General features: G+C 72.5%; 23 protein-coding genes. 9 read left to right on the top strand and 14 right to left on the bottom strand.

Features of this window, described 5'->3' with window-relative positions:
• Nucleotides 1–61: 61 nt before the first annotated feature.
• On the bottom strand, nt 62–2,926 hold the full coding sequence (ppc, locus tag ACH0BZ_RS06360; RefSeq protein WP_406897146.1) for a phosphoenolpyruvate carboxylase: 2,865 nt from the start codon (nt 2,924–2,926) through the stop codon (nt 62–64).
• Nucleotides 2,927–3,020: 94 nt separating this feature from the next.
• Here ppc and ACH0BZ_RS06365 point away from each other — a divergent pair, with 94 nt between their 5' ends.
• Nucleotides 3,021–3,443, top strand: coding sequence for a DUF4870 domain-containing protein (locus ACH0BZ_RS06365; protein ID WP_406897147.1), 423 nt, complete (start codon nt 3,021–3,023; stop codon nt 3,441–3,443).
• Here ACH0BZ_RS06365 and ACH0BZ_RS06370 read toward each other — a convergent pair whose 3' ends face one another.
• Both ACH0BZ_RS06370 and ACH0BZ_RS06375 read right to left on the bottom strand, forming a co-directional pair.
• Nucleotides 3,444–3,845 carry a PIN domain-containing protein gene (locus ACH0BZ_RS06370; protein ID WP_406897148.1) on the bottom strand — a complete coding sequence of 134 codons (402 nt, stop codon included), beginning with the start codon at nt 3,843–3,845 and terminating at the stop codon, nt 3,444–3,446.
• The gene (locus ACH0BZ_RS06375; RefSeq protein WP_406897149.1) at nt 3,830–4,084 is read right to left on the bottom strand and encodes a type II toxin-antitoxin system Phd/YefM family antitoxin; all 255 of its coding nucleotides are present in this window, start codon (nt 4,082–4,084) and stop codon (nt 3,830–3,832) included. The genes ACH0BZ_RS06370 and ACH0BZ_RS06375 overlap by 16 nt, the downstream gene beginning before the upstream one ends.
• A 146-nt stretch (nt 4,085–4,230) precedes the next feature.
• Here ACH0BZ_RS06375 and ACH0BZ_RS06380 point away from each other — a divergent pair, with 146 nt between their 5' ends.
• The gene (locus tag ACH0BZ_RS06380) at nt 4,231–5,004 is read left to right on the top strand and encodes a tyrosine-protein phosphatase (RefSeq protein WP_406897150.1); all 774 of its coding nucleotides are present in this window, start codon (nt 4,231–4,233) and stop codon (nt 5,002–5,004) included.
• A gap of 17 nt (nt 5,005–5,021) precedes the next feature.
• Here ACH0BZ_RS06380 and ACH0BZ_RS06385 read toward each other — a convergent pair whose 3' ends face one another.
• Nucleotides 5,022–5,408, bottom strand: coding sequence for a hypothetical protein (locus ACH0BZ_RS06385; RefSeq protein ID WP_406897151.1), 387 nt, complete (start codon nt 5,406–5,408; stop codon nt 5,022–5,024).
• A 278-nt stretch (nt 5,409–5,686) separates the two neighbouring features.
• Between ACH0BZ_RS06385 and ACH0BZ_RS06390 the strand changes: the two genes are divergently transcribed.
• A complete protein-coding gene (locus tag ACH0BZ_RS06390; RefSeq protein ID WP_406897152.1) occupies nt 5,687–6,859 on the top strand; it encodes a DNA gyrase subunit A in 1,173 nt (390 codons plus the stop codon).
• 13 nt (nt 6,860–6,872) lie between these two features.
• Here the strand turns inward: ACH0BZ_RS06390 and ACH0BZ_RS06395 are convergent, their stop codons facing one another.
• On the bottom strand, nt 6,873–10,310 hold the full coding sequence (locus tag ACH0BZ_RS06395; RefSeq protein WP_406897153.1) for a UvrD-helicase domain-containing protein: 3,438 nt from the start codon (nt 10,308–10,310) through the stop codon (nt 6,873–6,875).
• The gene (locus tag ACH0BZ_RS06400) at nt 10,307–13,297 is read right to left on the bottom strand and encodes a PD-(D/E)XK nuclease family protein (RefSeq protein WP_406897154.1); all 2,991 of its coding nucleotides are present in this window, start codon (nt 13,295–13,297) and stop codon (nt 10,307–10,309) included. The genes ACH0BZ_RS06395 and ACH0BZ_RS06400 overlap by 4 nt, the downstream gene beginning before the upstream one ends.
• Nucleotides 13,298–13,395: 98 nt before the next feature.
• On the opposite strand from ACH0BZ_RS06400, the gene ACH0BZ_RS06405 reads away from it, so the two are divergent.
• Entirely contained in the window at nt 13,396–14,097 is a 702-nt protein-coding gene (locus ACH0BZ_RS06405) for a hypothetical protein (protein WP_406897155.1), read from the top strand.
• Between the two features lie 64 nt (nt 14,098–14,161).
• Nucleotides 14,162–14,797, top strand: a complete 636-nt coding sequence (locus ACH0BZ_RS06410) for a hypothetical protein (protein WP_406897156.1) — start codon at nt 14,162–14,164, stop codon at nt 14,795–14,797.
• Nucleotides 14,798–14,821: 24 nt separating this feature from the next.
• Here ACH0BZ_RS06410 and ACH0BZ_RS06415 read toward each other — a convergent pair whose 3' ends face one another.
• The 6 genes from ACH0BZ_RS06415 to ACH0BZ_RS06440 all read right to left on the bottom strand — a co-directional run bounded on the left by ACH0BZ_RS06415 (nt 14,822) and on the right by ACH0BZ_RS06440 (nt 19,170).
• Nucleotides 14,822–15,676 carry a T3SS (YopN, CesT) and YbjN peptide-binding chaperone 1 gene (locus ACH0BZ_RS06415; protein ID WP_406897157.1) on the bottom strand — a complete coding sequence of 285 codons (855 nt, stop codon included), beginning with the start codon at nt 15,674–15,676 and terminating at the stop codon, nt 14,822–14,824.
• Nucleotides 15,669–16,274 (bottom strand): HD domain-containing protein, encoded by a 606-nt coding sequence (locus ACH0BZ_RS06420; protein ID WP_406897158.1) that lies wholly within the window; start codon nt 16,272–16,274, stop codon nt 15,669–15,671. The genes ACH0BZ_RS06415 and ACH0BZ_RS06420 overlap by 8 nt, the downstream gene beginning before the upstream one ends.
• A gap of 234 nt (nt 16,275–16,508) precedes the next feature.
• Nucleotides 16,509–16,997, bottom strand: coding sequence for a twin-arginine translocase TatA/TatE family subunit (locus tag ACH0BZ_RS06425; protein ID WP_406897159.1), 489 nt, complete (start codon nt 16,995–16,997; stop codon nt 16,509–16,511).
• The gene (gene tatC / locus ACH0BZ_RS06430; RefSeq protein WP_406897160.1) at nt 16,985–17,794 is read right to left on the bottom strand and encodes a twin-arginine translocase subunit TatC; all 810 of its coding nucleotides are present in this window, start codon (nt 17,792–17,794) and stop codon (nt 16,985–16,987) included. Before tatC ends, ACH0BZ_RS06425 begins: the two co-directional genes overlap by 13 nt.
• Nucleotides 17,791–18,054 (bottom strand): twin-arginine translocase TatA/TatE family subunit, encoded by a 264-nt coding sequence (tatA, locus tag ACH0BZ_RS06435; RefSeq protein WP_406897161.1) that lies wholly within the window; start codon nt 18,052–18,054, stop codon nt 17,791–17,793. Before tatA ends, tatC begins: the two co-directional genes overlap by 4 nt.
• 63 nt (nt 18,055–18,117) lie before the next feature.
• Nucleotides 18,118–19,170 carry an intradiol ring-cleavage dioxygenase gene (locus tag ACH0BZ_RS06440; protein ID WP_406897162.1) on the bottom strand — a complete coding sequence of 351 codons (1,053 nt, stop codon included), beginning with the start codon at nt 19,168–19,170 and terminating at the stop codon, nt 18,118–18,120.
• A 287-nt stretch (nt 19,171–19,457) separates the two neighbouring features.
• Here ACH0BZ_RS06440 and ACH0BZ_RS06445 point away from each other — a divergent pair, with 287 nt between their 5' ends.
• From ACH0BZ_RS06445 to ACH0BZ_RS06455, 3 genes are read left to right on the top strand one after another with little or no spacing between them, the layout of a single operon-like run.
• Nucleotides 19,458–21,059, top strand: a complete 1,602-nt coding sequence (locus tag ACH0BZ_RS06445) for a long-chain-fatty-acid--CoA ligase (protein ID WP_406897163.1) — start codon at nt 19,458–19,460, stop codon at nt 21,057–21,059.
• A gap of 9 nt (nt 21,060–21,068) precedes the next feature.
• Complete coding sequence (locus ACH0BZ_RS06450) at nt 21,069–22,103, top strand: LLM class flavin-dependent oxidoreductase (RefSeq protein WP_406897164.1); 1,035 nt, start codon at nt 21,069–21,071, stop codon at nt 22,101–22,103.
• Nucleotides 22,100–22,615 carry a hypothetical protein gene (locus tag ACH0BZ_RS06455; RefSeq protein ID WP_406897165.1) on the top strand — a complete coding sequence of 172 codons (516 nt, stop codon included), beginning with the start codon at nt 22,100–22,102 and terminating at the stop codon, nt 22,613–22,615. The genes ACH0BZ_RS06450 and ACH0BZ_RS06455 overlap by 4 nt, the downstream gene beginning before the upstream one ends.
• 10 nt (nt 22,616–22,625) lie before the next feature.
• On the opposite strand, the gene ACH0BZ_RS06460 is transcribed toward ACH0BZ_RS06455, so the two are convergent.
• A complete protein-coding gene (locus ACH0BZ_RS06460; RefSeq protein ID WP_406897166.1) occupies nt 22,626–23,774 on the bottom strand; it encodes a hypothetical protein in 1,149 nt (382 codons plus the stop codon).
• On the bottom strand, nt 23,771–24,691 hold the full coding sequence (locus tag ACH0BZ_RS06465) for a hypothetical protein (RefSeq protein WP_406897167.1): 921 nt from the start codon (nt 24,689–24,691) through the stop codon (nt 23,771–23,773). Before ACH0BZ_RS06465 ends, ACH0BZ_RS06460 begins: the two co-directional genes overlap by 4 nt.
• A 104-nt stretch (nt 24,692–24,795) precedes the next feature.
• On the opposite strand from ACH0BZ_RS06465, the gene ACH0BZ_RS06470 reads away from it, so the two are divergent.
• Nucleotides 24,796–25,590, top strand: a complete 795-nt coding sequence (locus ACH0BZ_RS06470) for a hypothetical protein (protein ID WP_406897168.1) — start codon at nt 24,796–24,798, stop codon at nt 25,588–25,590.
• Nucleotides 25,591–25,602 lie beyond the last annotated feature (12 nt).

Here is a 25,602-nt window from a genome sequence, read left to right on the forward strand (position 1 = left end):
CGCCCACCAGCACTGTGCATGGACGCTGTTGGTAGGCGATAGCGCTGTTGCCCGCCGGGGTCTAACCTGCGTTACGCAGGGCCGTGGCCAGGCCGTTCATCGTGAGCTGGATGCCGGTGCGAACGTCGGGGTCCTGGTCGCCCGCGCGATAGCGCCGCAGGAGCTCCACCTGCAGTACGTTGAGCGGTTCGAGGTAGGGGAAGCGGTTGCGGACCGAGCGCGCGAGCGCCGGGTTGTCGTGTAACAGCGTCTCCTGCTGGGTGATCGCCAGGACCATCTCGCGGGTGAGCTCGAACTCCTCGGAGATGACCCCGTGGATGCGGCGGCCCACCTCGCCGTCGGGCACCAGTTCGGCGTAGCGCCCGGCCAGACCCATGTCGGCCTTGGCCATGACCTGCGCGAGGTTGGACAGGGTCGTGCGGAAGAACGGCCAGTCGCGGTGCAGGCGGCGCAGGGTGGCCAGGCGCTCGTCGGGATCGGGCTCCAGCCACTGCCGCAGCGCCGTGCCGACGCCGAACCAGCCCGGCAGCATGACGCGCGACTGCGACCACGACAGTACCCACGGGATGGCGCGCAGGTCGTCGACGGTCGAGGTCTGCTTGCGGGAGGCGGGTCGGGAGCCGATGTTGAGCTCGCCGATCTCGCTGAGCGGGGTGGAGGTGGTGAAGTACTCGATGAACCCGGGGTCGTCGTGCACGAGCGAGGCGTACGCGGCGCGCCCGAGGCGCGCGAGGTCGGACATCACGGCGTAGGCCTCGTCGGCGTCCTCGCCCAGGCCCTCGACGTCGAGCAGCGAGGCCTCGAGCGTGGCCGCGACCAGCGCCTCGAGGTTGCGGCGCGCACGGCCGGGCTCGGAGTACTTCGCCGAGATGACCTCACCCTGCTCGGTGATCCGCAGCGCGCCCTGCACCGCGCCGGGCGGTTGGGCGACGATCGCGTCGTAGGAGTTGCCACCGCCCCGCCCCACCGCGCCGCCGCGGCCGTGGAAGAACCGCAGGTGCACGCCGGCGCGGGCCGCCGCCTCGACGAGAGCGAGCTCGGCCTCGTACAGCGCCCAGTTGGCCGCCAGGTAGCCGCCGTCCTTGTTGGAGTCGGAGTAGCCGAGCATCACCTCGAGCACGTCGTCCTGCGAGCGGACCAACGCCCGCACGGCCGGAATCGCCAGGGCGTCGTCGAGGATCCCGGCGCCTGCGGCGAGGTCGTCGATCGTCTCGAGCAGCGGGATGAGGCGCACGCTCGAGCGCGGCTCGTCCGGGTGGCCGGAGAACAGCCCGACCTCCTTGAGCAGCACGGCCGGCTCGAGCAGGTCCGAGACCGACCCGCACATGGACACGATGTAGTGCGGCACCACTTGCGGGCCCAGCAGATCCACGGCGTCGGCGGCCGCGCGCAGCACCCCCAGCTCCTGGGTGGCCGACTCGCTGAGCTCCGCGCGGGGCCCGAGCAGCGGCCGGTCGTGCGAGAGCTCGCGTAGCAGCAGCTCTACGCGCTCGGGCTCGTCGAGCGCCGCGTAGTCCTCGGCCACCCCGGCGATCGCGAACAGCTCGCTCAGCAGCTCCTCGTGCGACTCGGAGTTCTGCCGCATGTCCAGCGCCTGGAGGTGGAACCCGAACGAGCGCACCGCCCACCGCAGATCCCGGAGGCGCGGCGACCGCAGGCTGCCGGAGCCGGCCGCGTCGAGCGCGGCGTCGATCGTGTCCAGGTCGGCGAGCATCTCCTCGGGCCAGTTGTAGGGCTCGTCGTCGTCCCTCCCGATGGGCCGCCCCGCGGACAGCAGTACCGACGGCGGCAACGACGACCCCGTGGCCCGGGCGCGCGCGGCGAGTCGACGGCGGATCACCCGCACGGCCTGGCGGAACGGTACGTCCTCGCGAGCGGCGGTCTCCTCGGCCTCGGTGTCGGTGAGCGCGTCGGCGAGCGCCGCCAGCGCTGGGTCCACCGCGACGATCCGGGCGGACATGGACAGCTCGCGCTCGAGCAGCCGGAGCTGTTCGGCGTAGTGGACGTGGAGGAGTTCGGCGGCGCGGCCGGTGGCAAAGCGCACGACGTCGCCGGTGACGTACGGGTTGCCGTCGCGGTCGCCTCCGATCCACGACCCGGGGCGCACCACGGCACGGTCCGTGCACCCGAGCCGCTCGGCGATCTCGGCGTTGAGCGGCGGGATCACGTCGAGCAGCGTGGCCTGGTGGTACTGCAGCCCGGCCAGGACCTCGTCCTCGATGCGCGGTCGCTCGCTGCGGATGATCGCCGTCTGCCACAGTGTGAGCACCTCGCGGCGCAGGTCGGCCTCTACGCGCGCGATGTCGGCCTCGGCGACGGGGTCCTGGACGCCGGTGCGCAGGGCGTCGCGGCGCCGCATGAGCCGGTGGACGCGGCGGGTCAGCTCGAACACCGTGCGGCGGCGGGTCTCGGTGGGGTGCGCGGTGAGCACGGGGGAGACGCGGGCGGTGCGGAGCACGTCGTCGAGCCGGGTGGGTGACGACGACGAGGACGTCCCCTCGCCGCCGCCCGCCTCTTCGAGAAGGCCCGCCAGGCGCGTCCACGTGGCCTCCAGATCGCCGTCCGGGGGCGGTTCTCCGGCGGCCGTGTGGATGCGCCGTCGGCGTTCCTGGTGCAGGTCCTCGGCCACGTTGGCCAGCAGGACGAAGAGCGAGAACGCGCGGATCACCGGGATCGCCTCGGCGGCGCTCACATTGCGGAAGAGGGCGGCCACCTCGTCTCGCTCGGCCTCGGAGCGGCGGACGGCGAACGCGGTGCGGCGGGCGGTCTCCACCAGGTCGAACACGCGTTGTCCAGCCTGCTCGCGAACGGTGTCGCCGAGCAGGGTGCCGAGGAAGCGCACGTCATCGCGCAGCGGCGCGACCGCCTCCTCGAAGGGGTCGGGCTGGGCGTCGGGGTCGGGGGACTGCGCATCGGTACCGGCCATGGCCGCCAGGGTAGGCGCAGCGTGTGACACGTGCGTGAACCCGCTGCGGCGGGCCCGGTGGCTGCAGGCGGGGCGCCGGGGGGAGACTGGGCTCATGAGCCAGCCGCAGTACGGACACCAGCAGTACGGACACCAGCAGTACGGACAGCAGCCCGGCACCGCGGGACCCGACGACCGCACCCCCGCGGCGCTCGCCCACGCCTCGAGCCTCATCGCCATGGTCCTCTCGGCCGGGTGGCTATCCCTCGTGGGGCCGCTCGTCATGTGGCTGCTCTACAAGGACCGCAGCCCGTTCGTGCGCCAGGCGGCCGCCGGGTCGTTCAACTTCAACCTCGGCCTGTGGGTGATGAACATCGTGGGGTGGATCCTCATCATCACGATCATCGGCATTCCGTTGGGGATCGTCCTGCTGGTGATCTCCTACCTCGGTCAGATCATCGGCCACATCATCGGCACGGTCCGCGCCACGCAGGGGCGGACCATGAACTACCCGTTCCAGATCCGCGTCCTGCGCTGACTACCCGGGCGCCAGGGCCGTGACGCCCGGCAGGTCTCCGAAACGGGCCAGGGCGTCCGTACTCACGAGGACGCGTTCAGTCTGGGCGGCGTGGGCCGCGATCACGAGATCGTGTGCCCCCCGCGGGCGGCCGGCCCGGCGGGCGTGGGCGATGAGGCGGGCGTGGTGTGCGGCGGTGGCCGCGGTGTAGTCGAGCACCTCGACGGCGTCGACGATCGCGGCCAGGGCGCGCGAGCGCTGTGCGGCCCGCTCCGCCGAATCGGCGAGCTCTATACCCGTCCGGTACCCGGCCACGGTGATCGCGGCGATCGCCAGGTCGTCCTCGTCGAAGGCCCGGCGGGCGAGGGTTCCACGCTCGTAGGCGATGAGCACGCCCGTGTCGAGGATCAGCCTGCGGCCCACGGGTCGGTGTCCTCTCCGAGGGCGGCGATCGCGTCGACGACATCCGAGGCGAAGGCCTCGTCCGGCGGCTCGGTCCCGACGAGTGCCTCGCGGAGCGAGCGGCCGGTGCGCCGGGGCGCCGGCCTGATCTCTGCGATCGGACGGTTCCCACGCGTCACCGTGACGGTCTCCCCTCTCTCGATCGCGTCGAGGAGGTCGGAGAACCGCCGGGAGGCCTCCGTGGCGGTGATCGTACGCATGCCCTCAGGTTATCTGATAATCAGATCCGCGGCCATGTCCGGGTCTCGTCGGGGCAGGTCACACCCCCGCCGGTCGCCGGCCGTGCAGGCGGAACCGGTCGGCCAGCTCCTCGCGCTGCTCGTCGGTTCGGCTAGTGTCCGGAAACGTGAACGACCGAGCGGTTCCCGACGTGCGACTGACCAGCGTCCACAACTTCCGGGACGTGGCCGGGCCCGGGTACCCCCTCGTGCCCGACGGGACCATGTCCCGCGGCGTCGTCTACCGGTCCACGGCCCTCGCGGTGAGCGAGGAGGACCTCGACGTCCTCGAGCGCCTCGGCGTGACGGCCGTCGTGGACCTGCGGACCGAGGACGAGATCGCCAAGCAGCCCGACGTGGTCCCGGCCGGGGCCGACTACGTCGCCGTCGACGTGCTCGCCGGGCACACCTCGGCCGCCACGCTCACGACGTTCGACGACATCGGGGTCGAGGACGCGCGCCGCGAGATGGCGCTCACCTACGAACGGTTCGTGTTGGGCGCCGACGAGCGGGCCGCCTTCGGCCGGGCCGTGCATGCGCTGGCCGCCTCGCCCGGGCCGGCGATCGTGCACTGCACCGCCGGCAAGGACCGCACCGGCTGGGTGTCGGCCGTCCTGCAGCTGCTGGCCGGGGTCCGCGAGGAGGACGTGCTCGCCGACTACCTGCTCACGCGCACGTACTCCGTGGACTTCGTGTCCGCGATCCGCGGCTTCGTGGAAGCCGAGATGCCCGAGCACCTCGCCGTGATCGAGGTGCTCATCGGCGTCGAGGAGGAGTACCTGCGGCGCTCCCTGGATCACCTGACGCGGGAGTTCGGCGACGCCCGCCGGTACCTCGTCGAGGGCACCGGGCTCGAGGAGCCCGTGGTGGAGGCGCTCACCGAGCGGCTGCGCTGGCGCTGAGCAGCGCCCGCGGGCCGTCAGAAGACGAGCAGGACGGCCAGCCCGCCGAGCGTGCCGCCGAACGCGATCCCGTCCAGGACCACGGCCACGGCGCGACCCGCCTCCGTCCGGGCGTCCGAGAGGAGCTTGGGGCCCGAGAGCGCCATGGCGAACAGCACCAGGATGACGCCCGCCCCGTAGAGCGGGTTCACCCGGAAGGCCACGAGCAGGTAGACGGTCGCGAAGCCGAGGAGCGCGCCGAGCGCGCCGGCGGCGAGGGTCGTGAGCGGCGCCGGGAACACCGCGACGCCGGACATCTCGATCGGTCCGCGCCCCTGCGCGGCCTCGTCGATGTCCGGAGCGGAGCTGATCGCCGGGGCGGGGACATCCAGCACCCGGTCCTCGACGGCCAGTTGGTCACTCATACCCTGGACCCTACGGACAGTCACCCTTCCGGAACGTGTTGACCGGCTGTGGTCTCGCCCATAGTGGAGGAAGGTGCTGGTCAGGACCTTGCTCCAGGGTGAGATGTGGGACACGTTCGGCCGATTCTGCTGTCGACGGGCCGGGAAGCGGGTATCGGGCGCGGTCCCGCGGCGGGTCGGGTGGCACAGAGCGGATGCCGGGCGGAGGCGTACGATGCCGTGGTGCTCGGCAGGGGGGCCGAGAGTTCGTCCGCCGCAGGAAAAGAGGGGGTCCGCTCGTGGGTGCCAGAGAAATGGCCGGTGGTCTGTTCGAGCCCGGCGACGACGTCGGCCGTACCTGGGACGAGGCCGAAGCAGTTCTCGTGGCGTGTGACGACATCGAGGGCGTCATGGCGACCATCCGCAACGCCGAGTCGCCGGTGGCCGCGCGCCGCGCACTCAAGCTCGAACACGGGTTCACGGGTCGGCAGGCCGCGCTGCTGCTCACGCTGCCCGTGCTGTCCTTCACGCGGTCCGAACGGGACCGGTTGGCCGAGGGCCGGCGGTCACGGATGGCCCTGCTCGCCGACGTGACCGGCCGGATCCCGGTCGTGCGGGACGCCGACCCCGAGCCGCCTGCCGTCGCGCCTGCTGCCGTGCCGCCCTCCGCGTCCGAGCCGCCGGCGACGCCGCCGCCGGCCGGCCCCGTCCAGGGGCTCCCCGGATACCTCGCGCCGCCGCCGCGGCCCGCTGCCGACCTGGGCGAGACGATGGCCCGCTGGGAGGCCGAGATGGAGGGCGCTCTCGGGGCCCTGCGTTCCGCGATGGGCGCCGGCGCGGCGCCGGCCGCTGCGCCTACCGCCCGGACCCCGCGTCGGTCCACCGCACGGGAGCCCGAGTCGGTGGTGCTGGACGAGCAGATCGGTGAGCTGTGCGATGGGATAGCGGAGCTCGTGGGCGTCGCGTCCCCCACCGCGCGTGAGCTGGACGACCCGCGGGCCGCGCGGACCCGCTCGGGCGAACTCCTCGACAGTTGTGGGGTCGGCGACGAGACGGGTGTCCGGACGTTGCTCTGGCACCTGGATCGCACGGGTCTCTCCGCTGTCCCGGGACTGCTTCCGTTCGTCGACCTGCTGTCGCCCCGAGAGGCCTTTGACGTGCAGGCCACGCGGTTCGAGGCCGCGATGACGGCGGGCACGCTGGGTGCGGATCCCGAGAACGGCGCGCCCTGGGTGGGGCGCCTGTGGCCGATCGCGGACCGCCGGGGCTACGGCTACGCGGTCCACTACCGTCGCGGCCCGCGCGCGGGAGCCGTGTGGGCGTACGGCGGTGGTGAGCCGCTCCACCTGCTGTGGGACTCCGTCGTCGATATGCTGGTCGAGCTGTACCAGGCGCTGTCGTCGGGCGCGCCGTGCGACGCGGCGGTCGCGACCGTCGTCGACGGCCGCGTGGTGTGGACGAACCTGGGCTGAGGGTCCGCCGCGTTCAGACCCCGGTCGGCCGGACCGTGAGGTCGCGGGCGATGACGGTGGCCCGGGAGCCGCGGCAGAACACCAGCGCGATCCGCGAGACCCGCCGGCCCGTGGACGCGTGGAGGAGCTCGGCGTAGGCGCACAGCTGGAGCAGGTACTCGTCGACGGTCGTGGTGGTGACGCCGACGTCGGTCTTGTAGTCGATGATCGACAGGGTGCCGTCCGGCTCGTCGACGACGAGGTCGGCGACACCGTCCACGGCGACGGTCTCCCCGTCCGCCGTCGACAGCGTCCCCGCCAGCGGCAGCTCCGACCAGTGGGGCAGCGTCCCCGCACGCCGGACCGGCTCGGAGGCCAGGGCCGTGCGCGCGACCCCCACCATCTCGGCCACGGCCTCGACCCCGCGGGGCCGGCCGCCGCCCCCGAGGCCGAGCGCGGCGAGCTGGCCGGCCGCCCAGGTCTCCCAGTCGGCGTCGAGGGAACGCGCGAGGTCCGTGACCTCGGCCAGGTGGTGAACGGCGGTGCCGACGTCGGGACCGGCCGCGACGGGGGCGGTCCGCGGCGGCGGTGGCAGTTCCGCCTCGCTGGCGGGCGCGGGGGCGAACCGTTCGCGCAGCGCCGCGGCCAGCCGCGCGGGCAGCGGCGGCGCGGCGTCGGGCGTGGCGTCGGAGGGAGCCGGATCGGTGGCAGGGGCCGCGGCGGCCTCCGGGTGGACGATCCGAGTCGCGGACCAGCCGGCGCGTTCGGCCGAGCGCGCGGCGACCTCGCGGGTCTGGGCGGCCCACGTCTCGGCGTCGGGGGCCTCGACGACCGGCGCGCCGGCCGCGCCGAGCAGTGTCTCGCCGTACGGCAGGAGCGGCGGGGCGTCCGGTTGGGCGGAGACCGTGCCGAGCAGGGAGCCCCAGAGGGACAGGGGCTTTTTCTTGTCCTTGGTGAGTGCGTGCCCGTATCCGGAGACGGCGAGGCGGCTCTCGGCGCGGGTCGTGGCCACGTAGAGCAGCCTGATCCGCTCGGCGAGGGAGTGCTGCTTCTCGAGCTCGGCGGCGGCGTCGAAGGCCGGGTCGCGTAGCTTCCCGCCGAACGAGGCGGCGGGGACGGCGGGGCCGCCGTCCGCGGGGTCGGTCCACAGCAGCCGGGACCGGTCCGCGGGCCACCGCCGGCTCATGCCGGCGAGGACGACCATCGGGTACTCGAGTCCCTTGGAGGCGTGGATGGTGGTGATCCGCACGGCGTCGACGCCGATCTCGGGGATCGCCGCCTCGGGGACGCGCGCGTCCTCGGCGGTGAGGGAGAGCGCCCAGTCGGCGTAGTCGCGCAAATCGGCGCGCGCCGGGTCGTCGGCGGACTCCTCCCACTGCCAGGCGTGTTCGATCACGAAGCGGATGCGTCGCCACAGGTCGCGCCGGCGGGGCGACTCGGCGACGGATTCCAGGACGAGCCGGTCCTCGACGAGACGCGCGAGCAGTTCGCCCGGGCGACGGCTGCCGCGGGAGAGGTCGGCGAGGTAGCGCATGCCCTCGGCGACGGGGGAGTCGTCCAGGCCCTCGGGGGCGGGGGCGCCGGGCGCCCACGTGCCGCCGGCGGCGCGCCAGCGCAGGAGGTCGTCGTCGCCGCACCCGAACAGCGGCGAGCGCAGCGCCCCGACGATCGAGGCCTCGTCGGCGGTGGTGGCCGCCGCCCGGACCGCGAGGAGCAGGTCGCGGATCTCGGGGGTGCCGTAGACGATCGAGGAGGCCTCGGCGCGGTAGTCGATCCCGGCGTGGTCCAGGCACGTCTCGATCATCGGCAGTGAGCCGCGGGACGGCAGGAGGATCGCGATGTCGCCGAGACGCAGCGGCGAGTATGTCCCGTCCTTGGACTCGTGGGTCCAGCCCTCCCGCAGCGCGGTGGCGATGACGCGGGCGACGTCGGCGGCCTCGGACCAGTGGCGCCGGTGGTCGTCGTTCGCCTCGGCGGGGCAGTGCGGCGGCACCTCGTCGCTGCGGAAGACGAACGGCGCCGGCCCGTGCGTCGGATCGTGGGTGGGGCGCCCGGGGGCCGGCTCGAGCGGCCGGTACTCGGGCTGCACTCCCTCACAGGGCACCAACACCGCGGCGAACACCCTGTTGACCCAGTCGAGCACGCCGCGCGTGCAGCGGAAGTTGGTGCTCAGACGCTCCACCTCCACGCCGGGGCCGGTCTGCGCCCGGAGGTAGGTGGCGATGTCCGCCCGGCGGAAGCGGTAGATGGACTGCTTGGGGTCGCCGACGGTGAACAGGCGGCCGGGCTCGGGGCCCTCGTCGGCCGCGACAACGGTGATGAGCTCGGCCAGGTCGAGCTGGATGGGGTCGGTGTCCTGGAACTCGTCGAGCAGGACGCGGGTGTAGCGGGCTCGGACGCGCTCGCGTACCTCGGCGTTGCCCAGGAGTTCGCGCGCGAGGACGAGCTGGTCGTGGAACTGCAGGGTGCCGCGGCGGCGACGGTCGGCGGCGTGGCGCAGCACGACGGGCGCGAGCGCGTCGAGGACCACGGCGATGCGCGGCCGCCAGAACGTCGCGAGGATCTCGTCGCACAGTGCGGGCAGGGCCTTGGCCTCGGTCTTGACGCCGTCGAGCGTGGCCTTGTCCCCCCACGACGCACCGCGCCCGTAGCGCGAGGGGCCGGGCGGATTGCCGAGCAGCTGGGTCCACGTGGGCGCGGAGGCGTCCGCCGCGGTGTCCGGATCGACGGCGGCGACGAGGTCGTCCCGCCAGCGTTCGACGGACTCGAGGTGGAGGTAGAACTTGTCCGTCTCGTCCTGGCAGGCGTCGCGCCAGGCGAGAATCGACCCGACGGCGGAGACGGCGTCCGTGACGTCCGGGGCTCCGGGCAGGGTGCCGGTGAACAGCGGCGTGGTGGGCAGACGGTCCCAGTCGGCGTGTAGTGCCTCGACGACCTCACGGAAGGTCGTGGTGCCGACGCCGGCGTCGAGCATCTCGTCGACGGCCCGCGCGGTGATCCCGCCGTCGTGCGCCTCGCGGCCGGGCCCGAAGAGCAGGTCCGTGCAGTCGTCCCACAGTGCCTCGAGGGCGGCGTCCTCGGCCGTGTCGTGCTGGGTGGTGACGCGGGGCGGGATGCCGGCCTCGAGGGGGTTTTCCGCCAGCAGGCGCAGTGCGAACGAGTGCAGGGTGCCGATGGCGGCGGTGTCGAGTCCGGCGAGCGCCTGCGCGGCCCGGTCGTCGCCGTCGGCGGCCTCCGCCACGAGGCGTACGCGCAGCCGGTCCCGCAGCTCGGCGGCGGCCTTCTCGGTGAAGGTGATGGCCGCGATCTCATCGATGGGCACCCCGTCCTCGACGACGAGCCGGGACAGGCGGCGGACCAGGTGGTAGGTCTTGCCGGTGCCGGCCCCCGCTTCGACGAACAGGGTGGCTCGGGTGTCGGTGTCGACGCGGTCCCGGGCGGCCTGGTCGGTGAGGGTGTGGGTGGGGCTCACGCGGACTCCTCGGGTCGGGTGGCGTCGGGGTCGGGGACGACGATGCCCGCGAACGCGGGATGGCTGCTCACGGGTTCGTGTCGGGAGAGGCGCTCCCACGCACGGTCGAGGTCGGCGCCGCCTAGGAGGTCGGCGAGGTCGCGGGCGGAGCCGCGCCCGCCCTTGAGCGGGAACCAGCCGCGGTCGATGGCATCGACGAGGTGGCCGACGTCGGCGCGGACCTTCTCGAGGAGCTCCTCGGTGACGGCCAGGGCGATCGACTCGAAGCCGCCCTTCTCGGTGCAGTACCAGTACCGCACCTCGGTGACCGGCCGGCGTTCCTCGCCACGAGCCGCGGCGATGGCCTCTGCGGCCGCCGCGTAGAGCGGCAGCTGGAAGCGGGTGCCGGCGAGGGTGGGGTCGTCGGCGTGCGGGCGCTCCTTCTTCCCGGGCGCACCTCCGGTCTTGTAGTCGGTCACCCGCCGGGCGCCGGTCCGCGTGTCGATGCGGTCGATGGACCCGCTGAGCAGGAGCGTCCGCTCCCCGGTCGCGGTGAGGACGGGGTAGGGCACCTCGACCGTGACCCCGTCGGCGTCGGCCCGCCCGAACATCGCCTCGGTGACGGCGGGAGTCCAGCCGGCGTCGAGGTCGGCGAGGTCGTCGGCGTACCAGCGGTCGAGCTCGGCGCGCAGCAGTTCCTCGCGGCGGCGCCACAGCGACTCCACCAGCCCCGGGGCCGCGGCGACCGCCGCCGCGCACTGCTCGCGGAGGATCTCCTCGAGCCGTTCGCGGCTCGGCGCGTGCCCCTCGCGGACGCGCTCGTCGACGTAGACCTCGAGGATCGCGTGGACCAGGGTGCCGTAGTCGAGCAGGTCCATCTCGATCGTCGCCGCCGGTTCGTCGAGCGTTCGCACTCGGAGCACGGTGGCCAGGAAGAACAGGTAGGGGCTCTGCGCCCAGTCCTCGAGGCGGGTGGGCGAGACGGGGCCGTCGAGGACGGTGACGAGCTCGCGGACCGACTCGACGTTGCCGGTGAACCGGGTGAAGGCACCGGTGCGCCGATCGCGGCGCATCTCGTGCGCGCGGTCGAGCAGCGCGGGGTCCCCCGGTCCCGGCCTCCACCCGCGCGCGGCGAGCGCGCGCAGCGTCAGCTCGGTGCGGGTGGCCGGGTCGTCGCCGAGCACGGCAGGCGGGGCGAGGACGCCCTCGGCGAAGGAGTCCACGGCGGTGACGTCCGCGCAGCCGTCGACGCCCTCCTCCCACTTCGTCGCGTGGACCGGGCGACCGGCGAGCCGGGAGAGGGTGGGAAGCAGCCAGCGGGAGGGGATGCGGTCGCCGCCGCCACGCAGCGACCCCCGCGGGAACGAACAGAGGCGGTGCCGGTTCCCGGCGGCCAGCGCGGACTGGAGGACGCGGTACCGCTCGTCGAGGAACTCCGCCGGGGTGGGGTCCACGGCGCCCTCGGGCAGCAGCGGGTCGGGACGGTGCAGGACCGGCAGGAGACCCTCGGCCATCCCCACTACGCAGACCGTGTCGAGATCCCGGCCCACGGCGTCGTCGATCGGCCCCAGGGCCACGCCGACGCCCTCCTCGCCGACCCGGTCGGTGAGGGCGTCGAGCCGGGAGACGACCGCGCCCACGACGCGCTCCCGCGTGAGTGCGGGGGCCACCACGTCGAGTTCGGCGAGAGAGGCCGCCACCGCGCGCAGTGCCGCGACGTCGGGGCTCGCCCGGAACAGGGAGGTGAGCAGGTGGTCCACGGCGTCCGCCAATGCGGACCACGAGGGTGCGGAATCGACGCCGGTCAGGGCGGCACGGACCCGCGAGACGAGCCCGAGGAGCGCGACGGCGGCCGGACGCTCGGCGGGGGAGAGCTCCCCGTCGCCCGGCGCGCGCTCCCCGGCGGGCCGGGCAGCCAAGGCGGCGAGGTGATCCCAGTCGGTGCCGCCGATGACGGGGACGCGTGTGCGGGTGAGCAGCTCGAGGCGTCGAGAGGAGACGGGCCGCCCCTCGCCGTCATCTACCACGAGTGCACCCTCGGCGACGATCGAGAGCAGGTCGCCACGCGGCATCGCCTCGGCGTCGAGCCGGAGCAGGCGCACCAGGGAGCGGCCGGCGGCGGTGTGCCCGAGCCCGCTCGTACCGGGCCCGTACACGGCGATGCCGGCCTCGGCGAACGCCCGGTGCAGCAGGCGAAGGTAGGGGTCGGGGGAGGGGTAGTAGACGCCGATCCGGTGCCCGGGCACGCCCTCGGCCAGCCGGGACCGGACGAACCGCACGAGGGCGCGCACCTCGTCGTCGGCATCCGAGGCGTGCAGCACGTGGGTTCCCGTGACCGCGCCCTCGGCGTCCGGCTCGGCGGCCGGGGCGAGGTGCTCCGCCCCGGCCCCCACCGGGGGCGTGACCCCGCGGGCCGCCAGCGCGGCACCGAGCCGCCGCTCCAACTGTCCGCCGTGCAGCGGCCCGGCGAGCACGACGTGCCCCAGGGCGTCGAGCCGTCCGAGCGCGGCGGTGACCGCCTCGATCTGCGGGTAATAGGCGCCGTGGGTGGTGGCGTGCGCGGCGGCGGCCAGGCGCAGCACCTCGTCGTGCAGGCGGGTCTCGCCACGGACGGAGTCGGCCTCGACCGTCCCCAGGCGGAGGCAGGCCCGGGCCACGGCCTCGGCGGTGACGGGCTCGCCGGCCACCGGCGCGAGATCGCCCGGTGCCTCGTCCAGCGCCTTCTCCACCGCGGCGGCGAGCAGCGGGGACGGGAGCGGCGCCCGCGGGGCGAGTTCCGGACCGGCGAGCTCCGCCACCGCCTGCGAGGCGGTCCGCACGTGCACGTTGACGGCACCGCCGTGGAACGCGAGTACCCGCACGAGATCCCGAGCGGCAGCGAACGACGGCACCAGCACGGTGATCCGGCGCAGCGCGTCGGCCGAACGGAGGCGCTGGACCTCACGCACGACCGCAACGAGGCCTGGGCCGGGCTCCGGGCGGGTCGGATGTTCCTGGGTGGCGGTCACGTGGTCATGGTGCCCCACGGGTACGACACAGTGCGGGGGACCTGCTACGTTCCCCCGTGGACGGCCGACCGGCGGCCGTGCCGGACACAGGGGGCGGAATGTCGTACGGCTCGGGTGGGGGATGGGACGGCCCCGGCCCGGACTGGTCCGGACAGGACCCGTACGGGTACGGCCAGGGCGGGTACTACGACCAGGGGTCCTACGACGACGGGGAGCAGCAGCGGAGCGGACCCTCCGGCGGGGTGCTGGCGATGATCGCCGTCGTGGCGGTTCTCGCGGCGGCGCTCCTCGGGGTGATCGTCTACCTCGCCGTCGATTCCGGTGGTTCCGGGAGCCCGGTCGCCGCGCCCCCGACGTCGGATGCGCCGGCGTGGTCCACCCCGCCGACCACGTCCCGGCAGCAGACCACCACCGTCACCCGCACCACGACGCGGACGCAGACCACCACCTCCCGGCTCACGACCTCGACGCCGTCGGACTCCTACCCGGCCGGCGCCGACCGCTCGGGATGGATCAGCGACCGAAATGCCCGGTGCAACGCGGGCGACCCGGCGGCCATGATCGGGCGTACCACCCGGTCGCGATTCTCGATCTGCATCAATCCGGACAACGGCCGCTACTACTACCGCGGGTCCTCGGGCGGTCTGGGGGTGGAGGTCGACGACCCGGAGGTCTACGGGAACTCGGCGACCGTGCGAAACCAGGGCGTGGAGTACGTGATCACCTCCCAGCGCATGGTGATCTACGAGCGCGGCCGGGAGATCTCGGATCAGGCCATGCTCGAATACTGGACGAGGTGATCGGCGGGTCGTCCAGCACGGCTAGCCTGGGCAACGCACGTCACCCCGATCAGCGAGGCCGCCCGTGAGTCAGCTCGTCTCCTTCTACGAGACCGCGCCCGTCACCGACAAGCGCGGTCTGCTCACCGATGTGATCCAACGGCCCATGCAGGTGCGGGCCAACTACAGCGTGATCGAGGGCGAGATCGTTCCCCGCGTGGTGTACGTGCAGGCGCCCATCGAGGGCCGGTCGCTGCTCGTGCCGTTCGGCCAGTACGACGCGTGGAGCCTGCGGCAGCGCTTCGAGGAGGCTCTACGGGTGATGAACACGCTGGGTGCCTGCGAGATCGAGTGCGCCACCTACAGTGCGCGCCGCAACGCGGTGGCCGCCCGGGTCGGCGTGGGCCAGGTGGCCGGCTGGGGCAAGGTCACGCGCACCCAGAGCACGGACTTCGACTACTCGTTCTCCGGCACCGGCGCGGCGCCGCGCGACCCGGGGCCGATCCGGTGGACGAACATCCCGGGCCTGGATGCTGCCAAGGAGTCGGTGCTGCTCAACGGCGGCCGCCGGGTGGAGATCACCATCGAGAGCGAATCCGAGTTCGCCGCCGATTCCGACCTCGCGCGGCGGCTCAAGAACGCCGGCCTCGTCCTGGGACTGGAGGGGCGGACCCAGGCCAAGACGTTGTTGCGGATCAAGGCAGAGTTCCCGGCGCTCTAGGTCCGCCGGCCCCCGCCGCCCCGGCTACCCGAGCCGCCTCGCGATGTCGTCGCAGGTGTCGGCGAACGTATAGAGGAACCGCTCGAGGTGGAACTGCATGGTGCGGGGGACGAACGGCCCCGCCGACAGGATGGTGCGTTGCTCGACATGCCGGCCCACGAGGACCCACTGCGTCCACTCCTCGTCCCGGTTGCGCCTGGCGATCTCGACCGCGGTCGCCTCGCGTGAGCGCACCCCACGGACAACCCAGGCCCGGATCCGGACGGTGGGGGTGTCCTCGTCGAAGGAGACGTGGACGGGCCGGCCCACGTGGTCGACGACGAGGTCGCCGTCCGCGGTGACCTCGGGCTCCTGTCCGGTGACCCGCTCGATGATCTCCGCGAACCGGTCGCGCACGTCCTCCGGACCGTCCACCTCGATCGCGGTGTCCACCTCGTCGGTGGGGTCCGCGGGGTCGTTGCCGAGGGGGACGGCGCCGGCCCGGGGGAGGCCGAGACTGCTGGCGAACTGGCCGACGAATCCCTGGCAGCGCAGCGTGAGCAGCTGTGGGTGTGGCACGCCCATGCGCTCCCGGCAGGTGGCGACGACGGTCACGGCCAGCGGCCCGGGCTCGCTGGGCGGGCCCTGGGCCAGGAGTTCCTCGCACAGATCGCTGCCGGCGCGGCGGTAGGTGATCCAGGCGTGTGAGGCGTCCGCCGCGATCTGCACTGTGCAGTGGTCCGCGTTGCCGGCCGCATCGCGGGGCGCCGTGAACTGCATGGTGCCGACCGCTCCCGGCCTGCGGAGATGGCGGCGGAGCGCCTCCGCGAACGGCTCCCACGGGTCGTCGGCCACGCCGAGCGCCGACCAGTCCGGGCCGGGGAGGGTCCACCTACCCATGGGACGCGCCTCCCTCCGGCGCGAGCGCCGCGACCTCGTCGACCGCGGCCCGCAGCTGCCGCGACACCTCGCAGTCGCCCAACCGCTGGCCGACCGTGTCCGCGATGGCGCCGTAGAACCACAGCTTCTCCGCCGGACCGGCGTTGAACACGTCCCACATCCCGTCGCCGAGTCGGCCATGCGCGGCGACCATGGAGCGCAGGTTGTGGATCTTGTCCGCAGCCGAGATGAGCAGGCACTCCTCCGAATCCTCGGCGAGGGCGCGAAGGTAGCCCTCCTTGCGGACGCGCCACGGCGGCGTCTCCTCGCCTGCCGTCTTCTCCTCGGAGACGCCGCGCACGAGTTCGGTGACGCGCGCACCGAACTCGGCCGTCATGTCGCCGGCCGAGTAGACGCTCGGCGGCACGTCCTCGAGCACGTCGTGCAGGATGGCCGCCACCATGACGTCCTCGTCGTTGGTGAAGTCGGAGACGATCATCGCCACCGCCACCGGGTGCACGATGTACGGCGTGGGGTCGTCCTTGCGGGTCTGGCCCTCGTGGCAGCGGGCCGCGACCGCGAGCGCGCGGTCGATCGTGGGTGTCCATGTGATGGGCATGGCTCACTCCTTCTGGAGTGGAGGGGAACCGGCGCCGGAGCAACGCCGCCGGGTCGTGGGCGCGGGGCCGGGAGTCCTCGCGGATCGGGGCCTCGCTCTCCCACGCCCTCAGTAGACACCACGGGTACGACACGGGCGGTTGAACTCCTCCCGGGTTCTCCGGCCGTCGCGAGGGACGACGTCGGGGGCCGCGGTCGAGAACTGGTCTCCGAACCCGGCCGGGAGGATCGGCGCTCAGACGTGTTCCGGAGTGTTCACCGTGGTTGTGGCGCGTGCGGCGATTCGTCGGGGGTCGTCGTGTGGGAGTGAGTCGATGGGTAGGCGAAGCGGGTGGGCTGCTGATCCGGTGGTGATGAATTTCTGGCCGGGGCGTACGTGGCGTGCTTGCTCGGCCAGGTCGGTTCCAGTGTCGGCAGGCGCTGCCACGGTGCTGTTGTCCGTGTCCGCTTCGGTCGGGTTCGCGGTGTTGCCTGGTTCATCGAGCGCCTCGCGCACGATCTGGCGGGGGTCGTATTGCCGCAGGTTCAGCGCTTGCCAGTCGGCCCGTTGCAGGGGTATGCCCATTTCTTTCTCGGCGGTTGTGCGGGTCGTGTCGATAAAGGCCCGCAGCGCGCGGATGGTCTCGGCGAGTTTCTGCGCGTAGATCGGCAGATTGTGGGGGCCGAGGACGACCCCGGCGATGATCGCGATTACCAGTAGTTTCTCGAATGTCAGACCGAACATTGTGCATTTCCTTGCCTTTCCGCCGACAGGGTGGCGGTTTCAGCGGCGGCGGCTCGGCGGTGCGCCCGGCTGTCCCGTATCTGGGTGATCGCCAGCGCGCCGGCGAACAGTATGGACATGGGGACCGCGACCAGGAACATCGACAGCACGTCGGCGGCCGGGGTCACCAGTGCGCTGAACAGCGCGATTCCGACGACGATGACACGCCAGCTGCGTCGGATGGTCTTCGCCGAGACCAGATCGAGGAAGTTGAGCAGGACGACAAAGACGGGCAGTACGAATGCCACTCCGGTCGCCAGCACGATCTTCATCACGAAGTCCACGTAGTAGGTGGCGGTCAAGATGGTGGCGTCCTCGGTGGAGGACAATCCGGCCAGCAACCGCACCATCTGCGGGAACAGCAGGAATCCGAACGTGACTCCGGCGGCGAACAGGGAGATCCCGCTCAGCGCGAATCCGACGGTGTACTTTTTCTCCCTCGCGGTCATCCCGGGCATCGCGAACCCGAAGGCCTCGACGAGCCACACCGGGCTCGCCAGCAGCACACCTGTGAAGAGGGCGATTTTGAGTTTGAGGTCGAACGCGCCGGTCACCGTGTCGTAGTTCAGGCTGGCCTGCCGGTAGTGGGCGATCTCATCGATCGGGGATCGCAGCACGTCGAGGATCTGGTCGGAGAGCAGATAGCCGGCGAGGATGCCGACGAGCAATGCCACCGCCGCGCGGACGGCGCGGGTGCGCATTTCTCGGACATGGTCGGAGAGAAGCATCGTTCCCCGTGCGGCGGTGGCGGCGGTCATGATGCCCTGCTGACCGGGTTCAGCTCCGGGCGGCCAGTGGCCGACGCGGGCCGGTGCTCCGTGGCCTCTGCCACTGCCGGGGTCATGGTGCCGGCAGACGGCGTCGTGGCCGGGTCGGCCCCGTCGCGGACTTCCTTCTTGAGGATCCGCATCGACTGGCCGACGCTCTTGGCCAGCGCCGGAAGCTTCGACGCCCCGAACACGAGAAGGATGATGGCCAGGATGACCAGGGCGTGCCAGCCCGTGAGATTGTGCAACATGGTGTAACTCCTAGAGGTAGACAGACAGATCGAGCGGGGTGTGCCGCCGTGGTGGCGGGGTGATCAGTTGCTCGGCGGGCCACCGTTTGGCGGCATCCCGCCGCCACCACCGGGCGGCATCCCGCCACCGCCACCGGGCGGCATCCCGCCACCGCCACCGGGCGGCATCCCGCCGCCACCACTACCGCCGCCGGTGGCTTCGGTCGTGGTGTCGACGCCGACGGCCAATCTGCCGACGTACCCGGACGTGATGTCACCGGTGATGGTGGGCACCTGAAGGTTCCAGTCGCCCTCGGCGAAGATGCCGTCATCAGCGATCGCGGTGCCCACGCCGGCGAGATTCTCGGCGGAACCGGTGTAGGCATCGAGTGCGTAGACGTCAGTGAGCATGTCCGGGGGGAAGGCCAGCTGGGATGTCGCGATGACGTTGGCCACCTCGGTCGCGGACTGCTCGTCGGGGTAGACCTCGAAGTGGATGTGGGTCCATCGGCCCGCGTAGCAGCCCGGAACGATGGTCGTGAAGGTCAACTCGCCATTGGCGTCAGCGACCTGGATGCCGCGTAGGTACGTCTCGTCCTCAGCACCCTGGGAATACATCGAGTACAGGCCCTGGGCGTCACACTGCCACGCGTAGACCGCCGCACCCTCGAAGGGGACGTTACCGTTGGCCATGTCAGTGACGACTAACGTCAACTCGAACGGCACGCCCTCGACGGTCGTTCCACCGTCGAGGCTGGAAGTCAGATCACTGCGCACGATTCCCGACTCCTGCAACACGTTGACACCGTTGGTGCCATCAGCCGGGTACGGGCCGTTGGTCTCCTCCGGGATCTCAGCGATCGAGGCCCCGGAGGCGGCGGTGGTCGTGGAACCAGACGCCGAACCTGCGTTGCTCGAACCGGCACCAGCCGAGCTGGAACTGCCCGGATAGCAGGCGGCGAGGGTGACCGCACCGACCCCCGCTCCGACCAGACCCAGCATCCGTCGACGGGTGACCAGAGTCCTGGCGTCGAAACCCGCGCCCTGATCGACCAGTTCATCGTCCGGGCGGGCCAGCGGACGGCCCTCGTACACCGGCCCATCCGGGGTCCGGTCAACTTCTGGAACGTGGCTCATAGTGCTTACTCCTAGCTCGTAGCCTTCGGTGGGTGTGAGCACTAATCTGACGGCCGTACCTGGCAACTGCCTGTACGCACGCTGCAGGCCCGGTGGGAATGCGCCACCGCCCCCAGAGCCTCCTGGCTCGAGTGGTCTCCGGACTCCTGCATGGTGCAGAACTGGTCGCTCCGGAGGGGTCACTGTCGGGTTCGACGCCGTTTCGATCTTCCAGGCATCCGTCGGCCCCGCTCGGTATGGTCCAGGTCACAACACGCTCTGCCTGCCTGCGCGAAGGACCCACCACGATGGCCGACACCGTCCGCGAACAGCTCCGCCGCCACGCCGACTCGGACGCGCCCGCGATCCGCTACGAGGACACCACGATCAGCTGGCGGGACTACGTGGCGGGCGCCGATCGGCGCGCGGGGGCGGTCGCCCCGATGCTCGACGGCGCGCGCCCGCGGCACGTGGGCACGCTGATGGAGAACACCCCGGAGATGCTCTACGCGCTGGCGGCCGGCGCGCTGGGCGGTTACGTCACCGTCGGGATCAACGCCACCCGCCGGGGCGAGGGCCTGGCCCGCGACGTCCGTAAGGCGGACTGCCAGGTGCTGCTCACCGAGTCGCAGTTCACGCCGCTGCTCGACGGGCTGGACCTGGGGGACGTCCGGGTGATCGACACCGACTCGGCAGAGTGGGCGTCGGTGGTCGAGGCGGCGGAGCCCCCGGAGGACCCGCCGGCGGTCGACGCCGGCGACCCGTTCATGCTCATCTTCACCTCCGGCACGTCGGGCGACCCCAAGGCGGTCCGGGTCGGCAACGTCACCGTCACCATGTCCGGCGAGATGCTGGCGCCGAACTTCGGCCTGGGGCCGGACGACGTGTTCTACCTGTCGATGCCGCTGTTCCACTCCAACGCGATCATGGGCGGCTTCTCGCCGGCGATCGCGGTGGGCGGCACCATGGCGCTCGCGCGCCGGTTCAGCGCGGCACGGTTCGGCGACGACATCCGGCGGTACGGCGCGACGTACATGAACTACGTGGGCAAGCCCCTGGCCTACATCCTCGACACCCCGGAGCGGCCGGACGACGCCGAGACAACCCTGCGCGCGGCCTTCGGCAACGAGGCCGCGGCCAAGGACATCCCGGCGTTCGCCGAGCGCTTCGGCTGCCGGGTGTGGGATGCGTACGGGTCCACGGAGCTGGCGATCATCATCACGCGCACCGAGGACTCCCCGCTGGAGTCGATCGGTGAGCCGTTCCCCGGCGTCGCCGTCTACGACCCCGCTACGGGTGAAGAGTGCCCGCGGGCCGTGTTCGACGACACCGGGGCGGTGACGAACCTCGACGAATGCGTGGGCGAGCTCGTCAACACCGAGGGCGCCGGGTTCTTCGCCGGCTACTACAACGACGAGCGCGCCACCGGAGACCGCATGCGCGACGGCATGTACTGGTCCGGCGACCTGGCGTACCGCGACGATCAGGGCTACGTCTACATGGCCGGCCGCAGCGGAGACTGGCTGCGCGTCGACGGCGAGAACATGGCCACCGGCATCGTCGAGGAGATCCTCCTGCGCCACCCCGGCCTCTCGCGGGTGGCCGTGTACGGCCTGCCGGACCCGCGCGGGGTGGGCGACCAGCTGGCCGCCGCGATCGTGCCGCGCCACGACGCGGAACTCGACCCCGACGCCTTCGAGGAGTTCCTCGGCTCCCAGCCGGACCTGTCCACCAAGGCGTGGCCGCGCTGGGTCCGCGTCACGGACGCGCTGCCCACCACCGCCACCAACAAGATCCTCAAACGCGAGCTCATCCGGGAGGGCGTGGACGCCGCCGCCGACACCTGGTGGGAGCGCGAGGAGCGGGGCACCGCCTACACGGTTCTGAGCGACGCGGCCGCGGGCAGCTGAGGGCAGGCGATGGTCTACGTCGTCACCCGCTTCGACTTCCGCGCGCCCTACGCGTCGGCCGATCAGCGCCGCGACCGCTACCGGGCCGCACTCGACATGGCGCGGTTCGCCGATGAGACGGGCCACCACGCGATCAACGTCTCCGAGCACCACGGCTCTCCGGACGGGTACCTGCCCTCCCCGCTCATCGCGGCCTCGGCCATCGCGGCGGTGACCGAGCGGATCCAGATCGCGGTGTGGGCGCTCATCGCGCCGCTGTACGACCCGGTCCGACTCGCCGAGGACATCGCGGTGCTCGACCACGTGGCATCCGGCCGGGTGAGCTACACGTTCGGCCTGGGCTACCGGCCCGTCGAGTACGCGCTGCACTCGCGCGAGTGGTCGCGCCGCGGCGCCCGCCTCGAGGAGCAGCTGCGCACGATGCTCGCGGTGTGGCGGGGCGAGCCCGTGGGCACGGACCCGGCGGACGGCTCGACGCGGATGTCGGCCCACCCGCTGCCGTTCTCGGACCCGCACCCGCTGGTGTTCCTCGGCGGGGGGAGCCCGGCGGCACGGCGGGCGGGACGGCTCGGCATGCACTACCAGCCGCAGGTGGACGACCCCGAGCTCACCCGGCTCTACCGCGCCGAGTGCCGGGCCCACGGGCACGAGCCGGGCCTCGTCGTCGCACCGATCCCCGGCCCCGCCACGGTGTTCTGCGCCGAGGACCCGGACGCGTTCTGGGCCGAGCACGGCCGCCACCTCCTCGCCGACGCGCGCGGTTACCGCGCCTGGCAGGACGCTCGCCACCCGGGCGACCGCAGCGGTACCGGTCGCAGCAGCTTCGTCCACAGCGATGCCGCCACCGTCGAGGACCTGCGAGCCGAGGGAGTCTACCTCGTGGCCACCCCGGACGAGCTGGTGTCGCGGGTCCGCACCGGCGATCTCGGCCTGCTCTCGTGCCATCCCCTGTGTGGCGGACTCCCGATCGCGGCAGGCTGGGAGTCGATGCGGTTGCTCGCCGACCGTGTGCTGCCGCAGATCCGCGAGAGGGGGAGGGCATGAGCCGACAAAGGGGTGCGGCGCGGCTCGCCGCCGTGGTGGCGGCGAGCGCGCTGCTGGTGACGGGCTGCGGGAACATCGAGGTGGGGGAGGAGCCGGCGACGACGACGAGCGCCACCACCGCGTCCCGCGAACCGGACCCGCCCGAGATCGACGCGCCACCCGCGCCGGTGGCGCCGTGCGTGGAGCAGCGCGACTACGCCGGTGATCCGCGACTGCCCGAGGAGCTCGACCGGATCCGCGACGAGGCCGGGCAGTGCCCGGCACCCGAGCCCATCCCGGACGCCGCGGACCCGGGCGCCGTCGCGCCGGAGGGCGGCACTCCGGAGGACGCCCCCGGGGAGGGCGGTGCGCCGCCGGCCCCGGCGGGACCCGTGCCGCCGCCGGGCCTGCCGGGCGAGCCCGGCTTCAACGGCGAGCTCGCGTGCAACGACGCCGTATGGCGCCGCCACATGCAGGCCGAGGGCGACACGATCTGCGGAAGCACCGCCTGGGCCGACGGCTACTTCGGCTAGCCGGGGCCGGCTACGACGAGCGGTGCTCGTCGCCGGGCGACCGGTAGGTGTCGTCCGAGTGGCCCGCGCCCGGGGCGCCCTGCGGGGGCATCCCCTGGGTGTCTGCGCCGTATCCGCGTCCGCCGGACGGTCCGCCGCCCTGCCCGCCGATCGGGCCGGACGGGCCACCGCCGCCGGGGCCACCGCCCGGCCCGGAGGCCATGACGGCGGAGCGGGGCCGCTCGGTGGTCCGCATCGCGGCCACGACCGCGGCGCCGATGATCAGCAGGTAGACGATGCCGGTCATAATCGCTCCGGCGCCCATGCTCACGCTGTCGTCCCCGAGTGGGGAGGAGGACGAGTCCGAGCCCGGGCTGTCGTCGGTCATCACCGCCGCGGCGATCGCGCCGATCGCCACGACGAGGATCTGCGGGATCACACCGAGTAGCGCGAACGACGCGCCGAGCCGGCGCGCCGTGGTGAGCATGAGCAGTCCGCCCACAAAGACGAGCAGGGCGGAGAGCAGCAGCATCGACCCGACGGGCTGAAGCATCGCGGTGAACATCAGCTCGAGGAAGCTCAGCTCGGTGGCCTCGGAGGCGGAGAGCATCCGCTCGACGGCCGAGTCGATCCCCAGCGAGCCGGTGGCGGAGACGCTCACCTTGCCGTCGACCACGTCGAACGACCGGTCGACGAACCACCCGAGCGAGCGGGCGATGAGCAGGAGCAGGCTCGACACCAGCGTGACGATCGCGGCGCCGAGGGCGACGGGGTCACGTCTGAGGAAGGCGAGAAGGCGGGAGCCCACGCCCGGTCCCTGCCGCCGGGGTCGCTGCGGACCCTGGGGCCCGTAACCGCCGGGCCCCAGGGGACCCTGCGGCCCCTGCGGTCCGTAGCCGCCCGGCCCCTGGCCGTAACCGCCGGGCCCCTGCGGTCCGTAGCCGCCGGGACCCTGCTGGCCCTGGGGTCCGTAACCGCCGGGACCGAAGCCACCCGGCCCCTGCTGGCCCTGGGGGCCGTAACCGCCGGGACCGTAGCCACCGGGACCCTGTCCCTGCTGGGGATAGCCGGACTGCGGACCGGCCTGCGCGCCGTCGCCCGACGGGTACCACTGGTCGGCGCGCTCGTTCGACGGTCCGGTCGGGTGCGGCTGTCCCTGGTGATCCTGGGGGCCGGTCATGCCATCCACCTCCTGGTACGAATCGTCTCCCGGTACGCGATCATCCCCACAAAGATGAGGATGCCGATCGTGGCGAGCACCAGCGCGGCGGTGGACAGACCCAGACCGAATCGCGCCTCGGGCAGTGCCGACGCCGCGAGTTCCCCGATGATGCCGAACTCGGTGGAGAGCATCGACGTCGCGTCGGATGCCGCCTCCACGAAGTTCCCGACGATCTGCGAGGGGACGCGGGCGTACCCGAGGAGGACGGCGCCCAACACGACCAGGGTGATCGCGACGACCTGGGTCCGGGCCAGGGCCACGAGGACCCCGCCGATGATGAGGCACAGCGCGGCGATGAGCAGCACCGACCCGATGGTGATGGTGATGGAGCGGAAGGTGTCGAGCTCGTCACGTGAGAAAGTGTTGAGCGCGGCGATGTCGCCGAACCGGTTGGCGGACGACACCCGCAGGCCGCGGAACGGGGCGATCGAGTACTCGTAGACTCCGCTGCTGTCCCGCTGGAACATCGACCACCACGGGAACAGGCAGCTCAGGAGGGCGAGGAAGCCCGCGACGACGGCGAAGACGCCGGGTAGCCGCATGACGCGCTCCTGCCACGGCATGGACTGGACCCGCTTGGCGGTCTGGCCGGCGAAGTTCGCGGCCGTGGACATCATCTGCTGGCCGGTCCCCTGGTGGCCGGGGCCGTACTGCCCCTGGTCGTAGCCCCCCTGCTGGCCGTAGCCGCCCTGGCCGTAGCCGCCCTGGGGGTAGCCACCGCCCTGGGGGTACTGCCCCTGCTGGCCGTAACCCCCGTGCTGGCCGTAGCCACCCTGCTGCGGGTCGTAGACGCCCTGCCCGGGGTGTTCGGACCGGGGCAGTCTCGCGGTGGGATCACCCGGGCCCGGGTCGACGGGCTTGTCGCCTTCGGTCATCTGGGATGTTCCCCCTCCGCCGTACCTGTTCCGGACGGCTGTTCACGATGTGCGCATCAGCCACCGATTCTAAGGCCTCCCGAAATGAATGTGGGAGTCTGTTCATGACCGGGCCCCGCGACGGCGAGGCGCCCGGACCCGGAGAGGTGGACATGTATCCAGGACAGGGCGACGGCGACCGTGCGTGGGGCGGGTCGGGGTGGGACCCGGAGTACGGCGGTGGGGCCGACTGGACCCAGCGCATGGGGGAGGTGCCGGGCCAGGGCGGTTACCCCCGACAGGGTGGCCCCGACCAGTGGCACGGCGGCTACCAGGGCGGCTACCCGCAGCAGGGCGGCTACGGCCCCCCACCGGGCGGTGACGACTGGGCCGGCTACGACCAGGGGTCCGGTGGTGGCGGCCACGGCAGTGTGATCGCGGTGGTGGCGGTCGTGGTGGCGCTCCTGCTGGTGGTCGGCGTCGCGGCCTTTCTGCTGCTGCGACCGGGCAGTGAGGGCGGGTCCGTCGGCGCCGACGACGGCCAGGTGGTGACGATCACCTCGACCGCGCCGGTCGAGACCGACGCCCCGGCCACCTCCACGCGGCCGACCAGCCCCACCACGCGGTCGACCAGCCCCACCACGACGAGCCGGGCGCCGCGACCGGCCTCGGTCCTCGAGGAGTGCGTGGACACCCGCGAGGATCTCTTCCCGCGAGTCGGTCGGGGAACCGACGTCACGACGTGCCAGTTCGCGCTCTCGGTCCGCGGGGAGTATATGGCCGCCGGTAACCGCGGGGAGTCGGCGACGATCGAGGCGTTCAGCCCCGTCACGGGGCTGACCTACACCATGCGCTGCACCGGCACCGACGAGTTCGTGGTCTGCCGGGGCGGTAACAACGCCGTCGTCTACCTCTACTGACATGGCGGGCTC

This window comes from Dietzia sp. 179-F 9C3 NHS (assembly GCF_045369825.1).
GTDB lineage: Bacteria > Actinomycetota > Actinomycetes > Mycobacteriales > Mycobacteriaceae > Dietzia.